Genomic DNA, 19286 nt, shown 5'->3' with positions numbered 1-19286 from the left:
CTGGCAACGTCGATTTTTAGGACAGGAACACTGTCCTTTTCTCGGGATGCCGAAGACGGGCAGGAGCGGTTGGCGTGACCGACGCGATGTCGAAACGAACCGATATGCCGATTGCCGACGCGGCGATCAGGGCGAACGCCGGCTGACGACGCCGACGTGACGCCCGCGGGTTGCGGGCGCTTCCCTCCAAGAGTGCCGAGCCGACCCGATCGCGACGACCGTACGATTCCCGGCCGCCATATGGCGTTCGGGCACGAAACATGCTCGCATCCCCGGCCGGATCCGGCGGGACGATCGGAGAACGGGATTGGACATGAGCGGAATCGCATCCGGAGGATCGATGCCCCACGCCGCTGACGAGAGCGATCGGCCCGTGCCGTCGCGCCACGCCGGCCCCGCGCCTCTGGTGGTGCGCGATCCCGCCATGCCGAAGTCCCAGGGCATGTACGATCCCTCGCAGGAGCACGACGCCTGCGGCGTCGGCTTCGTCGCGGACATGCACGACCGGCGCACGCACGCCATCGTGCAGCAGGGCCTGAAGATCCTGGAGAATCTCGACCATCGCGGCGCTGTCGGCGCCGATCCGAAGATGGGCGACGGCTGCGGCATCCTCACCCAGATCCCGCACGGCTTCTTCGCGGAGGAATGCTCGCGTCTCGGCTTCGAGCTTCCCGAGGCCGGCCGCTACGCCATCGGCCAGTTCTTCATGCCGAAGAACGACCAGGCCCGCGCGGTCATCGAGGACATCGTCCAGAAGGTGCTGGCCGAGGAAGGCCTGCCGCTGGTCGGCTGGCGCGACGTGCCCGTCGAGCCGGAGGATCTCGGCCAGGCGGTCAAGGAGACCGAGCCGCATCACCGCCAGCTCTTCATCGGCTGCCCGGCGGCGATCACCGATCAGGATGCCTTCGAGCGTCGCGTCTACATCGCCCGCAAGGCGATCTCGGGCCGCGTCTACGGCCTCGACGACACCCGCGTGCACGAATTCTATCCGGTTTCGGTCTCGACCCGGACCATCGTCTACAAGGGCATGGTGCTGGTGCATCAGCTCGGCGAGTACTTCCTCGACCTCAAGGACGAGCGCTTCGTATCGGCGCTGGCCCTCGTCCACCAGCGCTTCGCCACCAACACCTTCCCGACCTGGCGGCTGTCGCACCCCTACCGGCTGGTGGCGCATAACGGCGAGATCAACACGCTGCGCGGCAACGTGAACTGGATGAAGGCGCGGCAGGCCAGCGTCGATTCCGACCTCTTCGGCAACGACATCTCGAAGATCTGGCCGATCTCCTACGAGGGACAGTCCGACACGGCGTGCTTCGACAACGCCCTCGAGTTCCTGGTGATGGGCGGCTACTCGCTGTCCCACGCCATGATGATGCTCATCCCCGAGGCCTGGGCGGGCAACCCGCTCATGACCGAGGAGCGGCGTGCCTTCTACGAGTATCACGCCGCCCTGATGGAGCCGTGGGACGGCCCGGCCGCCGTGGCCTTCACCGACGGCCGCCAGATCGGCGCGACGCTGGACCGCAACGGCCTGCGCCCGGCCCGCTACATCGTCACCGACGACGGCCTCGTCGTGCTCGCCTCCGAGATGGGCGTGCTGCCGATCCCCGACGAGAAGATTGTCCAGTCCTGGCGCCTACAGCCGGGCCGGATGCTGCTGATCGATCTGGAGAAGGGCCGCATCGTCTCGGACGAGGAACTCAAGGAAGAGCTCGCCGCGGCGCATCCCTACGCCGAATGGGTCAAGAACACCCAGATCGTGCTGGAGGACCTGCACCCGATCCAGCCGCGCGCCTCGCGCTCGGACGTGACCCTGCTCGATCGTCAGCAGGCCTTCGGCTACACCCAGGAAGACCTCAAGCTGCTGATGGCGCCCATGGCCGTGACCGGCCAGGAAGCCGTCGGCTCGATGGGCTCCGACACGCCGCTGGCACCGCTCTCGGACAAGCCGAAGCCGCTGTTCAGCTACTTCAAGCAGAACTTCGCGCAGGTCACGAACCCGCCGATCGACCCGATCCGCGAGGAGGCCGTGATGAGCCTCGTCTCGTTCATCGGCCCGCGCCCCAACCTGCTCGACATGGAAGGCGCCTCCCGCCGCAAGCGGCTGGAGGTGCGCCAGCCGATTCTCACAAACGGCGATTTGGAAAAAATCCGGTCGATCTCGCATTTCGAGGACCGCTTCGACACCAAGACCCTCGACATCACCTTCCCCGCCGAGACCGGCGCGTCGGCGATGGAGGGTGCTCTCGACCGACTCTGCGACCGGGCCGAGGTCGCGGTGCGCGGCGGCTACAACATCATCATCCTGTCCGACCGCGCGGTCGGGCCGGACCGCATCCCGATTCCGGCGCTGCTCGCGACCGCGGCGGTGCACAACTACCTGATCCGCAAGGGGCTTCGTACCTCGGTCGGGCTCGTCATCGAGTCGGGCGAGCCGCGCGAGATCCACCATTTCGCGTGTCTGGCCGGCTACGGCGCCGAGGCGATCAACCCGTATCTCGCCTTCGAGACGCTGATCGCGATGAAGGACGAGTTCCCGCCGGATCTCACCGACGACGAGATCGTCTACCGCTACATCAAGTCGATCGATAAGGGCCTGCTCAAGGTCATGTCCAAGATGGGCATCTCGACCTACCAATCCTATTGCGGCGCGCAGATCTTCGACGCCATCGGCCTGAACTCGGCCTTCGTCGCCCGCGACTTCTTCGGGACCGCGACGACGGTCGAGGGCATCGGCATGGCCGAGGTCGCCCAGGAGACGACGATCCGCCACCGCGACGCCTTCGGCGACGCGCCGATCTACCGGCATGCCCTCGATGTCGGCGGCGAGTACGCCTATCGCCTGCGCGGCGAGACCCACACCTGGACGCCCGACACCGTCGCCACCCTGCAGCACGCCGTGCGGATGGGCGCGGACGACCGCTATCGCGAATACGCCCGGCTCGTGAACGAGCAGGAGAACCACCTCAAGACCCTGCGTGGGCTGTTCCGGATCAGCACCGCCGAGGACATCGGTCGCACGCCGGTGCCGCTCGACGAGGTCGAGCCGGCCTCCGAGATCGTGAAGCGCTTCGCCACGGGCGCGATGTCCTACGGGTCGATCTCGAAGGAAGCGCACGAGACGCTCGCCATCGCGATGAACTCGTTCGGCGGCCGCTCGAATTCGGGCGAAGGCGGCGAGGAGCCGCGCCGCTTCATCACCGGGCCGGACGGGCGCTCGCGCCGCTCGGCGATCAAGCAGGTCGCCTCGGGCCGCTTCGGCGTCACCACCGAGTACCTCGTCAACGCCGACATGATGCAGATCAAGGTCGCGCAGGGAGCGAAGCCCGGCGAGGGCGGCCAGTTGCCCGGCCACAAGGTCGACGCCAAGATCGCCAAGGTTCGCTACGCCACCCCCGGCGTCGGCCTGATCTCGCCGCCGCCGCACCACGACATCTACTCGATCGAGGATCTGGCCCAGCTGATCTTCGACCTGAAGAACGTGAATCCTGCGGCAGACGTTTCCGTGAAGCTGGTGTCCGAAGTCGGCGTCGGCACGGTGGCGGCCGGCGTCGCCAAGGCCCGCGCCGACCACATCACGATCTCCGGCTTCGACGGCGGCACGGGTGCGGCCCCGCTGACCTCGCTCAAGCATGCTGGCGGTCCCTGGGAGACCGGTCTCGCCGAGACGCAGCAGACGCTCGTCCTGAACAACCTGCGCGGCCGCGTGGCGCTCCAGGCCGATGGCGGCATCCGCACCGGCAAGGACGTGCTGATCGCCGTGCTGCTCGGCGCCGACCAGATCGGCTTCTCGACCGCGCCGTTGATCGCGGCCGGTTGTATCATGATGCGCAAGTGCCACCTCAACACCTGCCCAGTCGGCGTCGCCACGCAGGACCCTGTGCTGCGCAAGCGCTTCAAGGGCACGCCCGAGCACGTGGTGAACTACTTCTTCTTCGTCGCCGAAGAGGTGCGCGAGCTCATGGCCGCGATGGGCTTCACCAAGGTCGAGGACCTGATCGGCCGCTCCGATCTCCTCAACAAGCGTGACGCCATCGAGCACTGGAAGGCCCGCGGCCTCGACTTCTCCAAACTGTTCCACCGTCCCGATGTCGGGCCGGACGTGGCGATCCGCTGGACCAGCCGGCAGAACCACCCGATCGACAAGGTCCTCGACCGTCGCCTGATCGAAGGCGCCAAGAACGCCATTGAGACCGGCGAACCGGTGGTGCTGACCGACGTGATCCGGAACTCCGACCGTGCCGCCGGGGCGATGCTCTCCGGCATGGTCGCCAAGGCACACGGCCACGAGGGCCTGCCCGACGACACCATCACGGTGAAGCTCGCCGGCACAGCCGGCCAGAGCTTCGGGGCCTGGGTCGCGGCCGGCGTGACCATCGAGCTGACCGGCCACGGCAACGACTATGTCGGCAAGGGCCTATCGGGCGGCAAGCTGATCATCCGCCCGAGCGAGGCCCTGAAGTCCGACCCGTCGCGCACGATCATGGCCGGCAACACCGTGCTCTACGGCGCCATCGCCGGCGAGTGCTACATCCGCGGCTCGGCCGGCGAGCGCTTCGCCGTGCGCAATTCCGGCGCGATCACGGTGGTCGAGGGCATGGGCGACCATGGCTGCGAGTACATGACCGGCGGCGTCGTAGTCTCGATCGGCGAGACCGGGCGCAACTTCGCGGCCGGCATGTCGGGCGGCATCGCCTACGTGCTCGACGAGGACGGCTCGTTCACCGCGCGCTGCAACCTCTCGATGGTCGATCTCGAACCGGTGGAGGAGGAGGACGACGTCATGCGTCGTTACCACCAGGACGGCGACCTCGAGACCAAGGGCCGCGTCGATCTCCTCGCCGACATGTCGGGCCACGACGAGGAGCGGCTGAGCCAGCTCCTGACCAACCATCTCAAGTACACCGGCTCGCCCAAAGCCAAGCTGATCCTCGACGACTGGGCGACCTACCGCACCAAGTTCGTCAAGGTGATGCCGGTCGAGTACCGTCGGGCGCTGCGCGAGATGGAAGCGGCCCGGATGCCGATGGCGGCGGAGTGATGTGACCGAGACGACCGGACAAGGCCGGTCGTCATTGCAGCAAAAGACGGACGTGTCAGGCCGCGCGCGCAGCGCGGATGCCGGCCGCTAAGGGTTGATCGATGGGCAAGGTCACGGGTTTCCTCGAATACGACCGGCAGGAGCAGAAGTATCAGCTCGCCGCCGACCGTGTTCGCCACTTCCGCGAGTTCACGCTGCCGCTCGACGAGCACGATCTCGCCAAGCAGGCGGCGCGCTGCATGGATTGCGGCATTCCGTTCTGCCACGGCCCCACCGGCTGTCCGGTCCACAACCAGATCCCGGACTGGAACGACCTCGTCTTCCAGTCCGACTGGGAGGAGGCCGCGCGCAACCTGCACTCCACCAACAACTTCCCGGAATTCACCGGTCGCGTCTGCCCCGCACCCTGCGAAGAGGCCTGCACGCTGAACCTCGAAAACCAGCCGGTGGCGATCAAGACCATCGAGCAGGCGATCGCGGACCGGGCCTGGAACAACGGCTGGGTGAAGCCCGAGCCATCCGCCATCCGCACCGGCAAGCGCGTCGCCGTGATCGGCTCCGGTCCCGCCGGCATGGCGGCCGCCCAGCAGCTCGCCCGGGTCGGCCACGACACCCATCTATTCGAGCGCGAGCCGAAGGCCGGCGGCCTGCTCCGTTACGGCATCCCCGACTTCAAGATGGAGAAGCGCCACATCGACCGGCGCGTGAAGCAGATGGAGGCCGAGGGGGTCGTCTTCCACTACAAGGTCAATGTCGGCGTCGATAAATCGGTCGAGGAGCTGACGGCCGAGTTCGACGCCGTGCTGTTCTGCGGTGGGGCCGAGGAGCCGCGCAACCCGCAGCTTCCCGGCCAGGAGCTCGAAGGCGTGCACTACGCCATGCCCTACCTCGTCCAATCGAACCGGCGCGTGGGCGCCGAGCCGATGCCCGGCAACGGCGAATTGCCGATCCTGGCCGCCAGCAAGAACGTCGTCGTGATCGGCGGCGGCGACACCGCATCCGATTGCGTGGGCACGGCTTTCCGCCAGGGCGCACTTTCGGTGACGCAGCTCGACATCCGCCCGCGTCCGCCCGAGCGCGAGGACAAGCTGACCGTCTGGCCATATTGGCCGACGAAGATGCGGACCTCGTCCTCGCAAGCCGAGGGCGCCGAGCGCGAGTTCCAGGCTGCTACCCTGCGGCTCGAAGGCAACCGCAAGGGTCGCCTCACCGGCGTCGTCTGCGCTCGGGTCGACGACAAGCGTCAGCCAATCCCTGGCAGCGAGTTCGTACTGCCGGCCGACCTCGTGTTCATGGCAATCGGTTTCGCGAGCCCGCTGCACAAGGGCATGGTCGCGGATTCCGGCGTCACCCTCGACAAGCGCGGCAACGTGCTGGCGAACGAGGAGGACTACCGGACCTCACAGCCCAAGATCTACTCGGCCGGCGACATGCGGCGCGGACAGTCCCTGGTGGTCTGGGCGATCCGCGAAGGGCGTCAGGCGGCGCGCTCGATCGACGAGGCGCTGATGGGCGAGAGCGTCCTGCCGCGCTGAAGTCTCAAGCCGGTCCGGCGCTTCGCAGGACCGGCTGTCTCATTGATCCCTCGAAGAAACCTCAAAAAATCAGCCCGGCGGCCATTTGAAGTCGTCGGCGCGGCCGGGTTGCGGCAGCGGGGCGGCGCCGCGCTGCATCGTCCGCTCGACCGTGCCTAGGGCGTCGCCTTCGCGGGGCCGGCTGCTGATCAGCGTCCCACCCGGCGAGACCTCGGCGCGGCCGAGCGGCACGACCGGGCCCGAGGCGGGCTTGACCGGCAGGCTCGGGATGCCGGGCGGCTCGGGCAGGCTCGGCAGCATCGCGGTGATCTTGCGGTCGATTGTCGAGCTGTCGTCGAGACTTGGCCCGGATTCGAGGGGAGCCCCGGAGGGGACCGCAGCGACGGCGGGCGGCTCGACGGGCAGCGTGCCGTTGGCGCCCATCATGCGCTTCAGCTCGAGATCGGCGAAGTGGGCGACCTTGCGGGCGCCGGGATTGGTGAAGTGGATGCCGTCGGCGGTGCGCAGGGTGGCGCGCTGGCCGTCGAGGTCGGGGCCGGTCGCGGTGTAGCGGTTGCGGTCGTCGACGAAGCCCGGCCAGATGTCGACATAGGTCTGCCCGGCCCTCTGGATGCGCTCGCGCGCGATGTCGTTGATGGTCGCCAAGTCCTTGGTGAGCAGCTCGAACCGTACGGGCGGCACGCTCACCCAGATCAGTGGGACCTTATGGTCGGTAAAGACCTTGGCGACGGCATCGACCCGGGCGGCATAGATTTCGCGCCACTTGTCGCTCAGCGGCTCGAAGCTTTCTCCGCCCTCGCGGATAGCCTGCCGGTCATTTACGCCGACCATGAAGAGGCCGTAGGCGGTCTTCGGGTTGGCGTTGAGATAGTCGTCGGCCGCCTTGGCCCAATCGACGACGTCCTTGCGCACGATGCCGCTGTCGCCGCGCGAGCGGTCGATCACCGCGACGTCGGCGTTGTCGCGAAAAACGTCGTCCAAGCCCTTGGAAAGATAGGAGGCGAGAGAGTCGCCGAAGACCGCGACCTGGACGGTGGGGGCGGTTTTCGCGGGAGCCGGCGGGAGTGGCTTGGCGACGCTGGGCGCGGGGCTGGGCGTGCGCTTGCGGGCGACGGGAGCCTCCTGTCCGCTCGACCCGACGGAGGGCGGACGCGGACGCGCAGGCCGACTGTAAGTCCTTGGCGCGACTTCACGATTCGGCTGGACCTGCTGCTGCGGGCGGTCCTCCCAGGGCCAGTAGAACTGGCGCGGAGCCTCCTGCGGGGGAGCGTAGCGGCGGTCTTCGCGGACGGCGCGGCGGCGCGGCGCGTAATACGGGTCGCGCGGCGCGTCGTAGCTGTCGCCCCACTGCGCCCGGACCCCTTGCACGGGCGTCAGAAATGCCGCGGCTGCGAGGAGCGCGACGGTCGCGAGATGCCTCGGTGAGAAGGCCATACGGCTGCCCGTTCTGCTGCGCCGAAGGAAGGCCGGCGCATGCTGCCTGAGATCGTCACGGTGATCGCCAGGATGATAACCCAGATGCGCACCGTGTCGAACACGGGGGCCGAAACGGCGGCTCAGCGCCGTCCAGCCACGTGCGCCAGCAGCGCCGGCCCCGCGTAACCGTCGGCCGGCAGCCCGGCCCGGATCTGGTACTGCCGCACGGCCTCGCGCAGTTTCGGGCCGGCCCGGCCGTCGAACTCGCCGCTGTAGAATCCGCCGGCCGCAAGCCCCTCCTGCAGCGACTTCAACCCCGCGTTGTCGAGCCGGGCCGCGCCGCTCGGCCAAGGGGCGGCGAGCGCCGGTGCGCCGGAGAGCCGGTCGGCGAGGTGGCCGACGGCAAGGGCGTAGGAATCGCTGGTGTTGTAGACTCGGATCACCTCGAAATTGTCGGTGATCAGAAACACCGGCCCGCCGAGGCCGCCGGGCAGGAACAGCGAACCGGTGCCGTTCGCCGGCCACGCCTTGCCGTCGGTCCGCTTGACGCCGCGCCGGCCAAAATCCGAAAAGTCGCCCTTGTAGCGGCTCAGGTCGAAATCCGGCGGCAGCCGCACCTCGTAGCCCCAGGAATAGGCCGGGTTCCAGCCGATCTCTTTCAGATAATGCCCGATCGAGGCCAGCGAATCGGCCTGCGAGCCCCAGATGTCGCGATGCCCGTCGCCGTCGAAATCGACCGCGTATGTCAGGAACACCGAGGGCAGGAACTGCACCTGCCCCATGGCCCCGGCCCAGGAGCCCTTCATCCTGTCGGGCGTGATGTCCCCCCGCTCCAGGATCTCCAGGGCCGCCAGGATTTCGGCCCGGAAGATATCGCCGCGGTGCCGTGCATAGGCGAGGCTCGCCAGCGCCCGCACCACCGGCAAAGTGCCGGGGCTCGTGCCGAAATCCGATTCGATGCCCCAGAACGCGAGCATGACCCAGCGCGGCACGCCGTAGTTCTTTTCGATTTTCGCGAGCGTCTCCGCGAGCCGTGCGGCATGCGCCCGCCCGCGGTCGAGCCGCCCGGGCGAGATTGCGCCGACGAGATACTCCCAGACCGGCCGGCTGAACTCGCTCTGCTTCTTCGTGCGCCCGATGACGTCGGGGTCTGGGGCAGTGACGTCGCGGAACGCGGCGTCAAAGGTCGTTTGCGAGATGCCGCGGGCCTGGGCGTCGGGGCGGAGAGCGTCGAGGAAGGCGCGGAAGTCGGGGTCGGCGGCTGCGAGCGCGCGGCGGTTTCCGACGGACGCGGCAAGCCCGACGACCGACACGAGAATCGCACGGCGGTGCCAGCGCGACTCCCCTCCCCCCTCTGCGGGGGAGGGTGGCCCGCGAAGCGGGTCGGGAGAGGGGAGCAACATATCTGGAAGCGTCGCTCCCCTCTCCCGACCCTCGCTCACCCCATGTCGGGCCTGCCCGACATGGGCATCAAGAGGACAGATCTCGGGCAAGCCCGAGGTCTTTCGGGGGAGAGGGTTTCGCGCAGCGTCGGCACCCTTCGTCATCACACCCGGTTCCGCTTCACCAAGGCATCTTCCCAATCCAGCGCCTGCCGCACGATGCCGTCGAGGTCGTCGTGCTTCGGCACCCAGCCAAGTTCGTTGCGGATCCGGTCCGCTCCCGCCACGATCTGCGCCGGATCGCCGGCCCGGCGCGGTGAAAGCCTGACCTCGAAATCCTTGCCCGAGACGCGCTTCACCACCTCGATCACCTCCAGCACCGAATAGCCGCGCCCGTAGCCGCAATTCAGCGTCAGGCTGTCGCCGCCGCCGCGCAGGTGGTTCAGCGCGACGAGATGCGCCTCGGCGAGGTCCGAGACCTGGATGTAGTCGCGGAGGCACGAACCGTCCGGCGTCGGGTAGTCCGTGCCGTAGACGTCGAGATGCGTGCGCTGCCCGAGTGCCGCCTGCGTCGCGACCTTGATCAGGTGCGTGGCGTTCGGTGTCGACTGGCCGGAGCGCCCGCGCGGGTCGGCCCCGGCGACGTTGAAGTAGCGCAGGATGACGTAGCTGAAGCCGTGCGCCTTGGCCGCGTCGGCGATCATCCACTCGCTCATCAGCTTCGAGCGGCCGTAGGGGTTGATCGGGTTGGTGGCCAGATTCTCCGGCACCGGCACGGTCTCGGGCTCGCCGTAGACCGCCGCGGTCGATGAGAAGATGACGTGCTTGACGCCCTCCTGCACCGCCGTCTCGATCAGCGCCCGCGTCTTGACGGTGTTGGCAAGGTAGTAGTGCAGCGGGTCGGTCACCGAGTCCGGCACCACGATCCGCGCCGCGAAATGCGCCAGCGCCTCGATCTCATGCTCGCGGATGGTTTTGGCGACGAGCTCTTGGTCGGCCACGTCGCCCACCACCAGTGTCACCTCGGGCGGCAGCGCCCAATCGAAGCCGGTGGAGAGATCGTCGATCACCACGACATCGTCGTGCCCGGCATCGATCAGCGCGAGCACCATGTGGCTGCCGATATAGCCGGCGCCTCCCGTGACCAGTACCGCCATCGTGTTTCAGGTCCCCACAGTTGCAGGTTGACGCTACACAATGGTGGGGCGCGGATGAAGCACCATCGACTGCTTACGGTCGGCAGAGCAAACCGTCGTCGGCATCGCTCAGCCAAGCCAAGGCACGGTGCGCTTGACCGAAAGGGACGCCTTCCGGATGTCTCCCGAGTATCGGCTGACGGGTCACGACGGCGCCGTACGCATCTCGCGGGAATTCCCTCTCAGGCACGTTTTGCCCACAGTGAAGCCAGCCAACGCCGTGCTATGTAATCTCAGCCACAACGCGTCCCGACGCACGCCACAAACGGGTCCCGCTCCATGAAGAAAATCCGCAAAGCCGTCCTTCCCGTCGCCGGTCTCGGCACGCGCTTCCTGCCGGCCACCAAGGCCATGCCGAAGGAGATGCTCACCGTGGTCGACCGGCCGGTGGTGCAGCATGTCGTCGACGAGGCGCGGGCTGCCGGCATCGAGCATTTCATCTTCGTCACCGGGCGCGGCAAGGCGGTGATCGAGGACCATTTCGACATCGCGTTCGAGCTGGACCACACCCTGCAGGAGCGCGGCAAGACGGCGGCCTACGAGGAGCTGAAGAAGGACCTGCCCAAGGCCGGCCAGACCAGCTTCACCCGCCAGCAGGCCCCCCTCGGCCTCGGCCACGCCGTCTGGTGCGCCCGCGAGATCGTCGGCGACGAGCCCTTCGCGGTGCTGCTGCCCGACATGCTCAGCCCCGGCTGCATGGGCCAGATGCTGGCGGCCTACGAGGAGCACGGCGGCAACGTCATCGCGGTGGAGGAGGTGAAGCCGGAGGAGACGCACCAATACGGCATCGTCTCCGTCGGCGAGACGTTCGGCCAGACCTTCGAGATCACCGGCATGGTCGAGAAGCCGAAGCAGGGCACCGCGCCCTCGAATTTCATCATCTCCGGCCGCTACATCCTGCAGCCCGAGGTCTTTTCGATCCTGGAGCACGGCAAGAAGGGCGCCGGTGGCGAGATCCAGCTCACCGACGCGATGCTCGAGCTGATGGACGCGCAGAAGTTTTTCGGCATGCGCTACGACGGCAAGACCTACGACACCGGCTCGAAGCTCGGCTTCCTCACCGCGAACATCGCCTACGGGTTGCAGCGGCCGGATCTGAAGGATGCGCTGACGGCGGAGATCCGGGCGCTGCTCGGCGAGGGCTGAAGGTACACGCGCGGCCTGAGCGCACCCCCTCGCCCCGCTTGCAGGGAGAGGGCCGCGACGACCTCGTCGTCGGCGGGGCAAGGCGGCAGCCGAAGGTGAGGGGTCGCCGCCGGAGGAGTCTCGTTCGGAGCCGCCCCCTCACCCCCGCTTCGGCTTCGCCTCCGCTTGCCGTGGACCCGACGAGGGGCCACGGCCCTCTCCCCGCGTGCGGGGAGAGGGTGGGCGTCGCGGTTCCTAGAACAGCCCGTCGATCTGGCCCTTCTCGTCGAGCCGGATCGTGTCCGCGGCCGGGACCTTGGGCAGGCCCGGCATGGTCATGATCTCTCCGCAGATCACCACCACGAAGCCGGCGCCGGCCGAAAGGCGGACGTCGCGCACCGCGATGACGTGGTCGGAGGGAGCGCCGATCAGGGTCGGGTCGGTGGAGAACGAGTACTGCGTCTTGGCCATGCAGACCGGCAGGTTGCCGTAGCCGTCCTTCTCGAAGCCGGCGAGCTTGGTCGCCGCCTTCGCATCGATCGAGATGCCGGACGCGCCGTAGAGCTTGGTCGCGATCGCCTTGACCTTGTCGGACAGCTTGCCCTCGAGCTCGTAGGCGAAGGTCAGCGGCTTCGCCTCGCCCTCGGCGAGCTTGACGACGGCGTTGGCGAGCTCTTCCGCGCCGGCGCCACCGTCAGCCCAGTGCTTGCAGGTGATGGCTTCCACGTCGAGCTTGTCGCGGCACAGCTCCTTCAGCTTGGCGTGCTCGGCATCGGTGTCCTGGAAGAAATGGTTCACGCCCACCACCACGGGCAGGCCGAAGCTGCGCATGTTGGTCACGTGCCGGGCGAGGTTGGCGAAGCCTTTCTCCAGGGCCTCGATGTTCTCCCCGGCGAGTTCCTTCTTGTTGACGCCGCCATGCATCTTGAGGGCGCGGATCGTCGCGACGATCACCACCGCGGACGGGACGAGGCCGGTCTGGCGGCACTTGATGTCGATGAACTTTTCCGCGCCGAGGTCGGCGCCGAAGCCGGCTTCGGTCACGACGTAGTCGCCGAGCTTCAGGCCGGTCTGCGTCGCGATCACCGAGTTGCAGCCATGGGCGATGTTGGCGAAGGGTCCGCCATGGATCAGGGCCGGGTTGCCCTCGAGCGTCTGAACGATGTTGGGCTGCAGGGCGTCCTTCAGGAGCACGGTCATCGCGCCCGTGGCCTTCACGTCCTTGAGGGTGACGGGCTTGCGGTCGCGGGTGTCGGCGATGACGATCTTGCCGAGGCGCTCCTCGAGGTCGGCGAGGTCCTTGGCGAGGCAGAACACCGCCATGACCTCGGAGGCCACGGTGATGTCGAAGCCGTCCTCGCGCGGGAAGCCGTTGGCGACGCCGCCGAGCGACTGGTTGATGGCGCGAAGCGCCCGGTCGTTCATGTCGACCACGCGGCGCCAGTGGATGCGGCGCACGTCGATGTTGAGCTCGTTCGCCCAGTAGACGTGGTTGTCGATCAGCGCGGCGGCGAGCGAGTGCGCCGAGGTGATGGCGTGGAAGTCGCCGGTGAAGTGCAGGTTGATCTGCTCCATCGGCACGACCTGCGCCTTGCCGCCGCCGGCCGCCCCGCCCTTCATGCCGAAGCAGGGGCCGAGCGAGGGCTCGCGGATACAAATCACGGCCTTCTTGCCGATGCGGTTGAGCGCGTCGCCGAGGCCCACCGTCGTGGTGGTCTTGCCCTCGCCCGCCGGGGTCGGCGAGATCGCGGTGACGAGCACGAGCTTGCCGTTCGGCTTGTCGCCGAGCGACTTGATGAAGCCGTGATCGATCTTGGCGATGTGCTTGCCGTAGTTCTGAAGCGCGTCCTCCGGAATGCCGACCTTGGCCGCGACCTCCGCGATGGGCTTCAGCGTCGCCGCGCGGGCGATCTCGATGTCTGAGGGCATATCCTCTCCTTCGTTCTTTTTTGGGTTTGGGCGTCGCTGCAATTTCTTGGGCCGGGCACGCGGGCGCACGCGGCCGGATCGTGAAATGCTCAACTGCCGAGATAAGGCGTTCTGCGCGTTGTGGTCGAGTGGGCTGAGAAAAGCGTCTCGGATTTTTTGGAGGTTTGGGCCAAATTTTGTTTGATACCAGCGGCCGTAAGCTTCGGCTCTGACAAGCCGTCGGCCGTTGGCCAGCGCGAATGCGCGTCGCCGCGCGTGCGGCGGACATCCCTGACGGCGTCAGCCGTAAGGGCCACTGGTAAGAGAGCGCCGTTCACGCCACCGCCCGGATCACCGCCCGCGTCTTCTCCACCAGTTCACCGATCTGATCCTCGCTCACGATCAGCGCCGGGCAGAGCGTCAGCGTATCGCCCGAGACCCGGACGACGAGGTCGTGCCGGTGAAACGCCTCGACCATGGCGTCGTAGCCCCGCGCGCCGGGCGCGTCGGGCCGGGGCGCGAGGTCGATGCCGGCGGCGAGGCCGAGGGTGCGGATGTCGAGCACGTTCGGCTCGCCGCGCAGGCTCATCACGGCGTCGGCGAAGACAGGCTCCAGAGTGCGGGCGCGCGCGAACAGGCCCTCGTCCCGGTAGAGATCGAGCGCGGCGAGGCCGGCGGCGCAGGCGAGGGGGTGGCCGGAATAGGTGTAGCCGTGAAACAGCTCGATCGCCCGCTCGGGTCCCGTCATCAGCGCGGCGTGGATGCCCTCCCGCACGATCACCCCGCCGAGCGGCACCGCGCCGGCGGTCACGCCCTTGGCGAAGCAGATCATGTCCGGCGTGACGCCGTAGCGCTCGGCCGCGAAGGCGAAGCCGAGACGCCCGAACCCGGTGATGACCTCGTCGAAGATCAGCAGGATGCCGTGCCGGTCGCAGATGTTTCGCAGTGTCTGTAGGTAGCCTTTTGGCGGCGGCAGCACGCCGGTGGAGCCGGCCATCGGTTCGACGATGACGGCGCAGAGCGTGGAGGCGTCGTGCAGGGCGACGATGCGCTCCAGTTCGTCGGCTAAATGGCCACCCCAATCGGGCTCGCCCTTGGAAAACGCCTGCCGTTCGCGGTCGTAGGTATGCGGCAGGTGGTCGACGCCCGAGAGGCCGTGGCCGAAGACCTTGCGGTTTCCGGCGAGGCCGCCGACCGAAATCCCGCCGAAGCCGACGCCGTGATAGCCGCGCTCGCGCCCGACGAACCGCGTGCGGCCGCCCTCCCCCGTGGCATGGCGATAGGCCAGCGCGATCTTCAGCGCGGTGTCGACGGCCTCGGAGCCCGAGTTGCAGAAGAAGACGTGGTCGAGATCCCCCGGCGCCAGCGCCGCGATCCGTGCGGCCAGCGCGAAGGCGCCCTCGTGCCCGAACTGGAACGGCGGCGCATAGTCGAGCTGCGCCGCCTGGGCCTGGATCGCCGCCACGATCGGCTCGCGGTTGTGCCCGGCATTGCAGCACCACAGCCCCGAGATGCCGTCGAGCAGGGTGCGCCCATCGGGCGTGCGGTAATGCATGCCCTCCGCGCTCGCGATCAGGCGCGGATCGCGCTTGGCGGCGCGATTGGCGGTGAAGGGCATCCACCAGGCGTCGCGGTCGTTGCGGGGAGCGTCCATGGTGCCTCAGCCCGTCATAGCGCTGGCCGTGAAACCAGCCTTGTCCAGCGCCTGCGCAATCTCGAGACTCCGCGCGCGGGTCGTCGCCGTCACCCGGCGGCGCTCCAGGTCGACGGCGACCTCGGCGTCGGGGTCGAGCCGGCAAATGGTCTTGCGGACGGACTCCGCGCAGCCGCCGCAGGTCATGCCCTCGACGTTCAGGATCAGTTCGGTGCGGTCCATGGCGCGCCTCTCGTTTAGCCCGAGACTCGGTGTCGGCAGACTCATGTCGGTGCGGTCGAGCGCAGGGCAAGCGCCGCGCAGGGACCGGGCCTGCGCCGCCACCGCAGTTGCCGCGGGGGAAGCGCCTCGCTACCTAGACGCCGACCGGTCGCCGTCTGCGCGCGACCCCGCCTCCCTCCGGAGCCCTCCGTGGAGCTTCTCAAGCTCGCCGCCCTCGACACCGAGGATCTCGCCGTCGTCTCGGCGCATCTGCAGGATGCGATCCTGCGCGCGGACGACCTCGCCTGGCTACCGGGCGAGCATCGCTTCGTGCTGGTGGCCCGCCGTTTCGACCGCTCCACCGCCCCCGGCAAAGCGCCGCGCCGCCGGCTCGTCGGCGTGCATTTCGAGCGGGTGATGAGCGTGAAGGCCAAGGGGCTCAAAAACATGGGCATCGTGCCGGGCCAGACATCCGACGAGATCCTGAGCCTGCTCGCCGTCACCTTCGAGCCCGGCGAGGCGCCGTCCGGCACCGCCACCCTCGTCTTCGCCGACGGCATCGCGGTCCGGCTCGACGTCGAGTGCATCGAGGTCCGCATGAAGGATCTCGGGCCCGTCTGGGAAGCCGAGGGCCGTCCCGACCACGACGCCGAACAGGCCGGCCAGGCCGTGCTGCAGGGCCAGACCCGAGACATCACCTCATGATCCGCCTCGACAGCCGCGACCCGTCCTTCGCCGAGGGCTTTGCCCGCCTCCTCAGCGTGAAGCGCGAGATATCCGAAGACGTCGACGAGACCGTGCGCGGCATCATCGCCGGCGTGGTCTCGGGCGGCGACGCGGCGCTCGTCGACTACACCCGCCGCTTCGACCGGCTCGGCGACGACTTCTCGGAGGCTTCGCTGCGCTTCACCGCCGAGGAGGTCGAGGCCGCGCTGGCGCAGTGCCCGGCCGAGCAGCTCACGGCGTTGCGCCTCGCCGCCGAGCGGATCGAGACCTATCACCGCCTGCAGATCCCGAAGGACCACCTCGCCACCGACGATCTCGGCGTCACCGCGGGCTGGCGCTGGACGGCGCTCGAATCCGTCGGGCTCTACGTGCCGGGCGGCACCGCGAGCTACCCCTCCTCCGTGCTGATGAACGCCGTGCCCGCCCGCGTCGCCGGCGTGCCGCGCGTCGCCATGGTCGTGCCGACGCCGGACGGACGGCTCAACCCGCTGGTGCTGGCCGCCGCCCACATCTCCGGCGTCACCGAGATCTTTCGCGTCGGCGGCGCGCAGGCGGTGGCGGCCTTGGCCTATGGCACCGCGAGCATCGCGCCCGTCGCCAAGATCGTCGGGCCGGGCAACGCCTATGTCGCGGCGGCCAAGCGCCGGGTGTTCGGCCAGGTCGGCATCGACATGATCGCCGGCCCCTCCGAGGTGCTGATCCTCGCCGACCACCACGCCAACCCCGATTGGATCGCCGCCGACCTGCTCGCCCAGGCCGAGCACGACGAGGCGGCGCAGGCCATCCTCATCACCACCTCGGATGCGCTGGCGGAGCAGGTCGAGCAGGCCGTCGAGCGCGCGCTCACCACGTTGTCCCGCGAAAAGATCGCGCGGGCGAGCTGGCGCGATTACGGCGCGATCATCCGCGTCGCGGATTTCGACGAGGCCGTGCCGCTGGTCGACCGGCTCGCCCCCGAGCATCTCGAGATCGAGACCGAGGACGCCGAAGCCCTCTCGCAGAAGATCCGGAATGCCGGCGCGATCTTCCTCGGTTCGCACACGCCCGAGGCGATCGGCGATTACGTCGGCGGCCCGAACCACGTGCTGCCCACCGCCCGCTCGGCCCGATTCTCGTCGGGTCTCTCGGTGCTCGACTTCATGAAGCGCACCTCGATCCTGCGCTGCGATCCGGCGGCGCTCCGGGCGCTGGGACCGGCGGCGATCGCGCTGGGGCGCTCGGAAGGCCTCGACGGGCACGCCCGCTCGGTCGCGATCCGGCTGAACCTCTGATAGGCGTGTCCGAACGCGGGACGTGATGGAAGGCGACGGCGGGATGGCGGCCGAAGCGGACAAGGCGACAGACAAAGAGACCTCGAGTCACCGCCTCGTCGCGGTGAGCCTCGACGAGGCCTCGATCAGTCGCGGCAATCCCGACCAGGAACACGAGCGCGCCATCGCGATCTTCGACATCCTGGAGGACAACTCCTTCACGATTCCGGGGCGCGACCAGGGCCCCTACGGCCTCGTGATCGGGCTCGTGGAGAACAAGCTGTCCTTCGCGATCTCCACCGAGGGCGGCGAGCCGGTGATGACGCACCTGCTCTCGCTCTCGCCGTTCCGGCGGGTGATCCGCGACTACGAAATGGTCTGCGAGAGCTATTACAGCGCCATCCGCACCGCCTCCCCCAGCCAGATCGAGGCGATCGACATGGGCCGGCGCGGCCTGCACAACGAGGCCTCGGAACTCCTGAAGCAGCGCCTCGACGGCAAGGTCGACCTCGACCACCAGACCGCGCGGCGGCTGTTCACCCTGGTCTTCGCCTTGCATTGGAAGGGCTGATGAGCGCGCGGCGCGCGTCCTGAGGATTCCGGCATGGCGGACGAGGCTCCCCCCGGAGGCCCGGCGAAGAAACGGCGGGTCCAGGCCGTGCTGTTCATGTGCAACTTCAACGCCGTACGCTCCCCGGCGGCGGAGGCCATCGCCCGGCACTATTTCGGAAAATCGATCTACGTGCAGTCGGCCGGCGTGCGCACGGGCGAGCCGCGCGATCCGTTCATGGTGGCGGCGCTGGACGAGATCGGCATCGACGCCTCGCGCCACAAGCCGCGCACCATCGAGGAGCTGGAGGAGTGGGAGGGCCTGAACTTCGACCTCATCGTCACCCTCTCCCCGGAAGCCCACCACAAGGCCATCGCCCTCACGCACACGCTCGCCGCCGACGTCGAATACTGGCCGACCCCCGACCCGACGCTGAACCAGGACGGCACCCGCGAACAGCGCCTCGACGGCTATCGCGACGTGCGGGACGGGCTGACCTACCGGATCAAGATGCGGTTGAAGCAGTGAGACCCGCGTGCGGCGAGGATTGCCGCCCTGAAAAATCCGCTACGCCGCGATTCGCGGCAGGCGCCGGATCGACGTGACCGCCCCAAAGCTCTTCTCGGCGATCCGCGCGACCGCCTCGCGCAGCGGCTCGACGGCGACCGTCATGTGATGGCCGTTGGCGTGGATGAGGCGGTCGGCGTCGAGCATCAAGCCGACATGGCCCTTCCAGAACACGAGGTCGCCGCGCAGCAGCCCGTCGAGGCCGGGGGGAAGCGCTTCGCCCAGAGCCGCCTCCTGCATGTCGGTGTCGCGGGGGCAAGCGATGCCGGCCATCAGCAGGGAGAGCTGCACGAGGCCCGAGCAATCGAGCCCGAGGCTGGTGCGGCCGCCCCAGAGATAGGGCGTGCCGGCGAGGCGCTCGGCTGTGCCGCAGAAGTCGGGTCTTCGGTGTCCCACATCCTCGGCATGCGCCGCGAACAGGTAGGCACCCGGGCCGATCCGCAGGAAATCGCCCTCGCATTCGTGCGCTGTCACGCTGGCGCCGAGGCTGAGGTAGCCGCCGTTCGGCCGCTTCATGTTCGGCTCGGGGTAGAGGAAGCTGCGCAAAGCCGTGACCCGGTGGGTCGGGGCCGGATCGGCCGGGCCGAGGGCGCCCTCGGGCACGTAGCCGACATAGCCATCGAGGCCGAGCTGCACGAAGGCGAAGCCGTCCACCACGTCGTAGAACGTGACCGGCTCGCCCATGATCGCCTCGGTGTCGAGCCCGGCCTCGGAGCGGGGCGTGCGGCGCAGCGG

The 19286-nt window shown here is 68.4% G+C and carries 14 protein-coding genes; 7 read left to right on the top strand and 7 right to left on the bottom strand.

Annotation, left to right across the window (positions count from 1 at the left end):
• The first annotated feature begins 340 nt into the window (after window positions 1-340).
• Window positions 341-5041: a glutamate synthase large subunit gene (gene gltB, locus FV217_RS11205; RefSeq protein WP_147817267.1), complete on the top strand. Its 4701-nt coding sequence runs from the start codon at window positions 341-343 to the stop codon at window positions 5039-5041.
• Window positions 5042-5142: 101 nt separating this feature from the next.
• Window positions 5143-6576, top strand: coding sequence for a glutamate synthase subunit beta (locus tag FV217_RS11200; protein WP_147817266.1), 1434 nt, complete (start codon window positions 5143-5145; stop codon window positions 6574-6576).
• Between the two features lie 69 nt (window positions 6577-6645).
• Here the strand turns inward: FV217_RS11200 and FV217_RS11195 are convergent, their stop codons facing one another.
• The 3 genes from FV217_RS11195 to galE all read right to left on the bottom strand — a co-directional run bounded on the left by FV217_RS11195 (window position 6646) and on the right by galE (window position 10531).
• A complete protein-coding gene (locus FV217_RS11195; protein ID WP_147817265.1) occupies window positions 6646-8010 on the bottom strand; it encodes an SGNH family hydrolase in 1365 nt (454 codons plus the stop codon).
• Between the two features lie 122 nt (window positions 8011-8132).
• A complete protein-coding gene (locus FV217_RS11190; protein ID WP_238232930.1) occupies window positions 8133-9305 on the bottom strand; it encodes a lytic murein transglycosylase in 1173 nt (390 codons plus the stop codon).
• Between the two features lie 233 nt (window positions 9306-9538).
• Window positions 9539-10531, bottom strand: coding sequence for a UDP-glucose 4-epimerase GalE (gene galE / locus FV217_RS11185; protein ID WP_147817263.1), 993 nt, complete (start codon window positions 10529-10531; stop codon window positions 9539-9541).
• A gap of 318 nt (window positions 10532-10849) precedes the next feature.
• Here galE and galU point away from each other — a divergent pair, with 318 nt between their 5' ends.
• The gene (galU, locus tag FV217_RS11180) at window positions 10850-11716 is read left to right on the top strand and encodes a UTP--glucose-1-phosphate uridylyltransferase GalU (protein ID WP_147817262.1); all 867 of its coding nucleotides are present in this window, start codon (window positions 10850-10852) and stop codon (window positions 11714-11716) included.
• Between the two features lie 234 nt (window positions 11717-11950).
• Here galU and FV217_RS11175 read toward each other — a convergent pair whose 3' ends face one another.
• The 3 genes from FV217_RS11175 to FV217_RS11165 form a co-directional block, all read right to left on the bottom strand.
• A complete protein-coding gene (locus FV217_RS11175; protein WP_147817261.1) occupies window positions 11951-13624 on the bottom strand; it encodes a formate--tetrahydrofolate ligase in 1674 nt (557 codons plus the stop codon).
• A 313-nt stretch (window positions 13625-13937) separates the two neighbouring features.
• Window positions 13938-15257 carry an aspartate aminotransferase family protein gene (locus FV217_RS11170; protein ID WP_147817260.1) on the bottom strand — a complete coding sequence of 440 codons (1320 nt, stop codon included), beginning with the start codon at window positions 15255-15257 and terminating at the stop codon, window positions 13938-13940.
• A 6-nt stretch (window positions 15258-15263) separates the two neighbouring features.
• The gene (locus tag FV217_RS11165) at window positions 15264-15479 is read right to left on the bottom strand and encodes a heavy-metal-associated domain-containing protein (protein ID WP_147817259.1); all 216 of its coding nucleotides are present in this window, start codon (window positions 15477-15479) and stop codon (window positions 15264-15266) included.
• 189 nt (window positions 15480-15668) lie between these two features.
• Between FV217_RS11165 and FV217_RS11160 the strand changes: the two genes are divergently transcribed.
• The 4 genes from FV217_RS11160 to FV217_RS11145 are packed head-to-tail and all read left to right on the top strand — an operon-like array spanning window position 15669 to window position 18512.
• The gene (locus FV217_RS11160) at window positions 15669-16163 is read left to right on the top strand and encodes a DUF2948 family protein (RefSeq protein ID WP_147817258.1); all 495 of its coding nucleotides are present in this window, start codon (window positions 15669-15671) and stop codon (window positions 16161-16163) included.
• Entirely contained in the window at window positions 16160-17455 is a 1296-nt protein-coding gene (gene hisD / locus FV217_RS11155; RefSeq protein ID WP_147817257.1) for a histidinol dehydrogenase, read from the top strand. The genes FV217_RS11160 and hisD overlap by 4 nt, the downstream gene beginning before the upstream one ends.
• Window positions 17456-17498: 43 nt before the next feature.
• A complete protein-coding gene (locus FV217_RS11150; protein WP_147817256.1) occupies window positions 17499-18005 on the top strand; it encodes a UPF0262 family protein in 507 nt (168 codons plus the stop codon).
• Window positions 18006-18038: 33 nt separating this feature from the next.
• Window positions 18039-18512, top strand: coding sequence for a low molecular weight phosphatase family protein (locus FV217_RS11145; RefSeq protein ID WP_147817255.1), 474 nt, complete (start codon window positions 18039-18041; stop codon window positions 18510-18512).
• Window positions 18513-18551: 39 nt separating this feature from the next.
• Here FV217_RS11145 and FV217_RS11140 read toward each other — a convergent pair.
• Window positions 18552-19286: C40 family peptidase (locus tag FV217_RS11140; protein ID WP_147817254.1), on the bottom strand; the 735-nt coding region annotated here is incomplete at its 5' end.

This window comes from Methylobacterium sp. WL9 (genome assembly GCF_008040035.1).
Classification (GTDB): Bacteria; Pseudomonadota; Alphaproteobacteria; order Rhizobiales; family Beijerinckiaceae; genus Methylobacterium; species Methylobacterium thuringiense.
The sequence above is the reverse complement of the archived record's forward strand: the minus strand, read 5'-3'. Positions and strand labels throughout refer to the sequence as shown.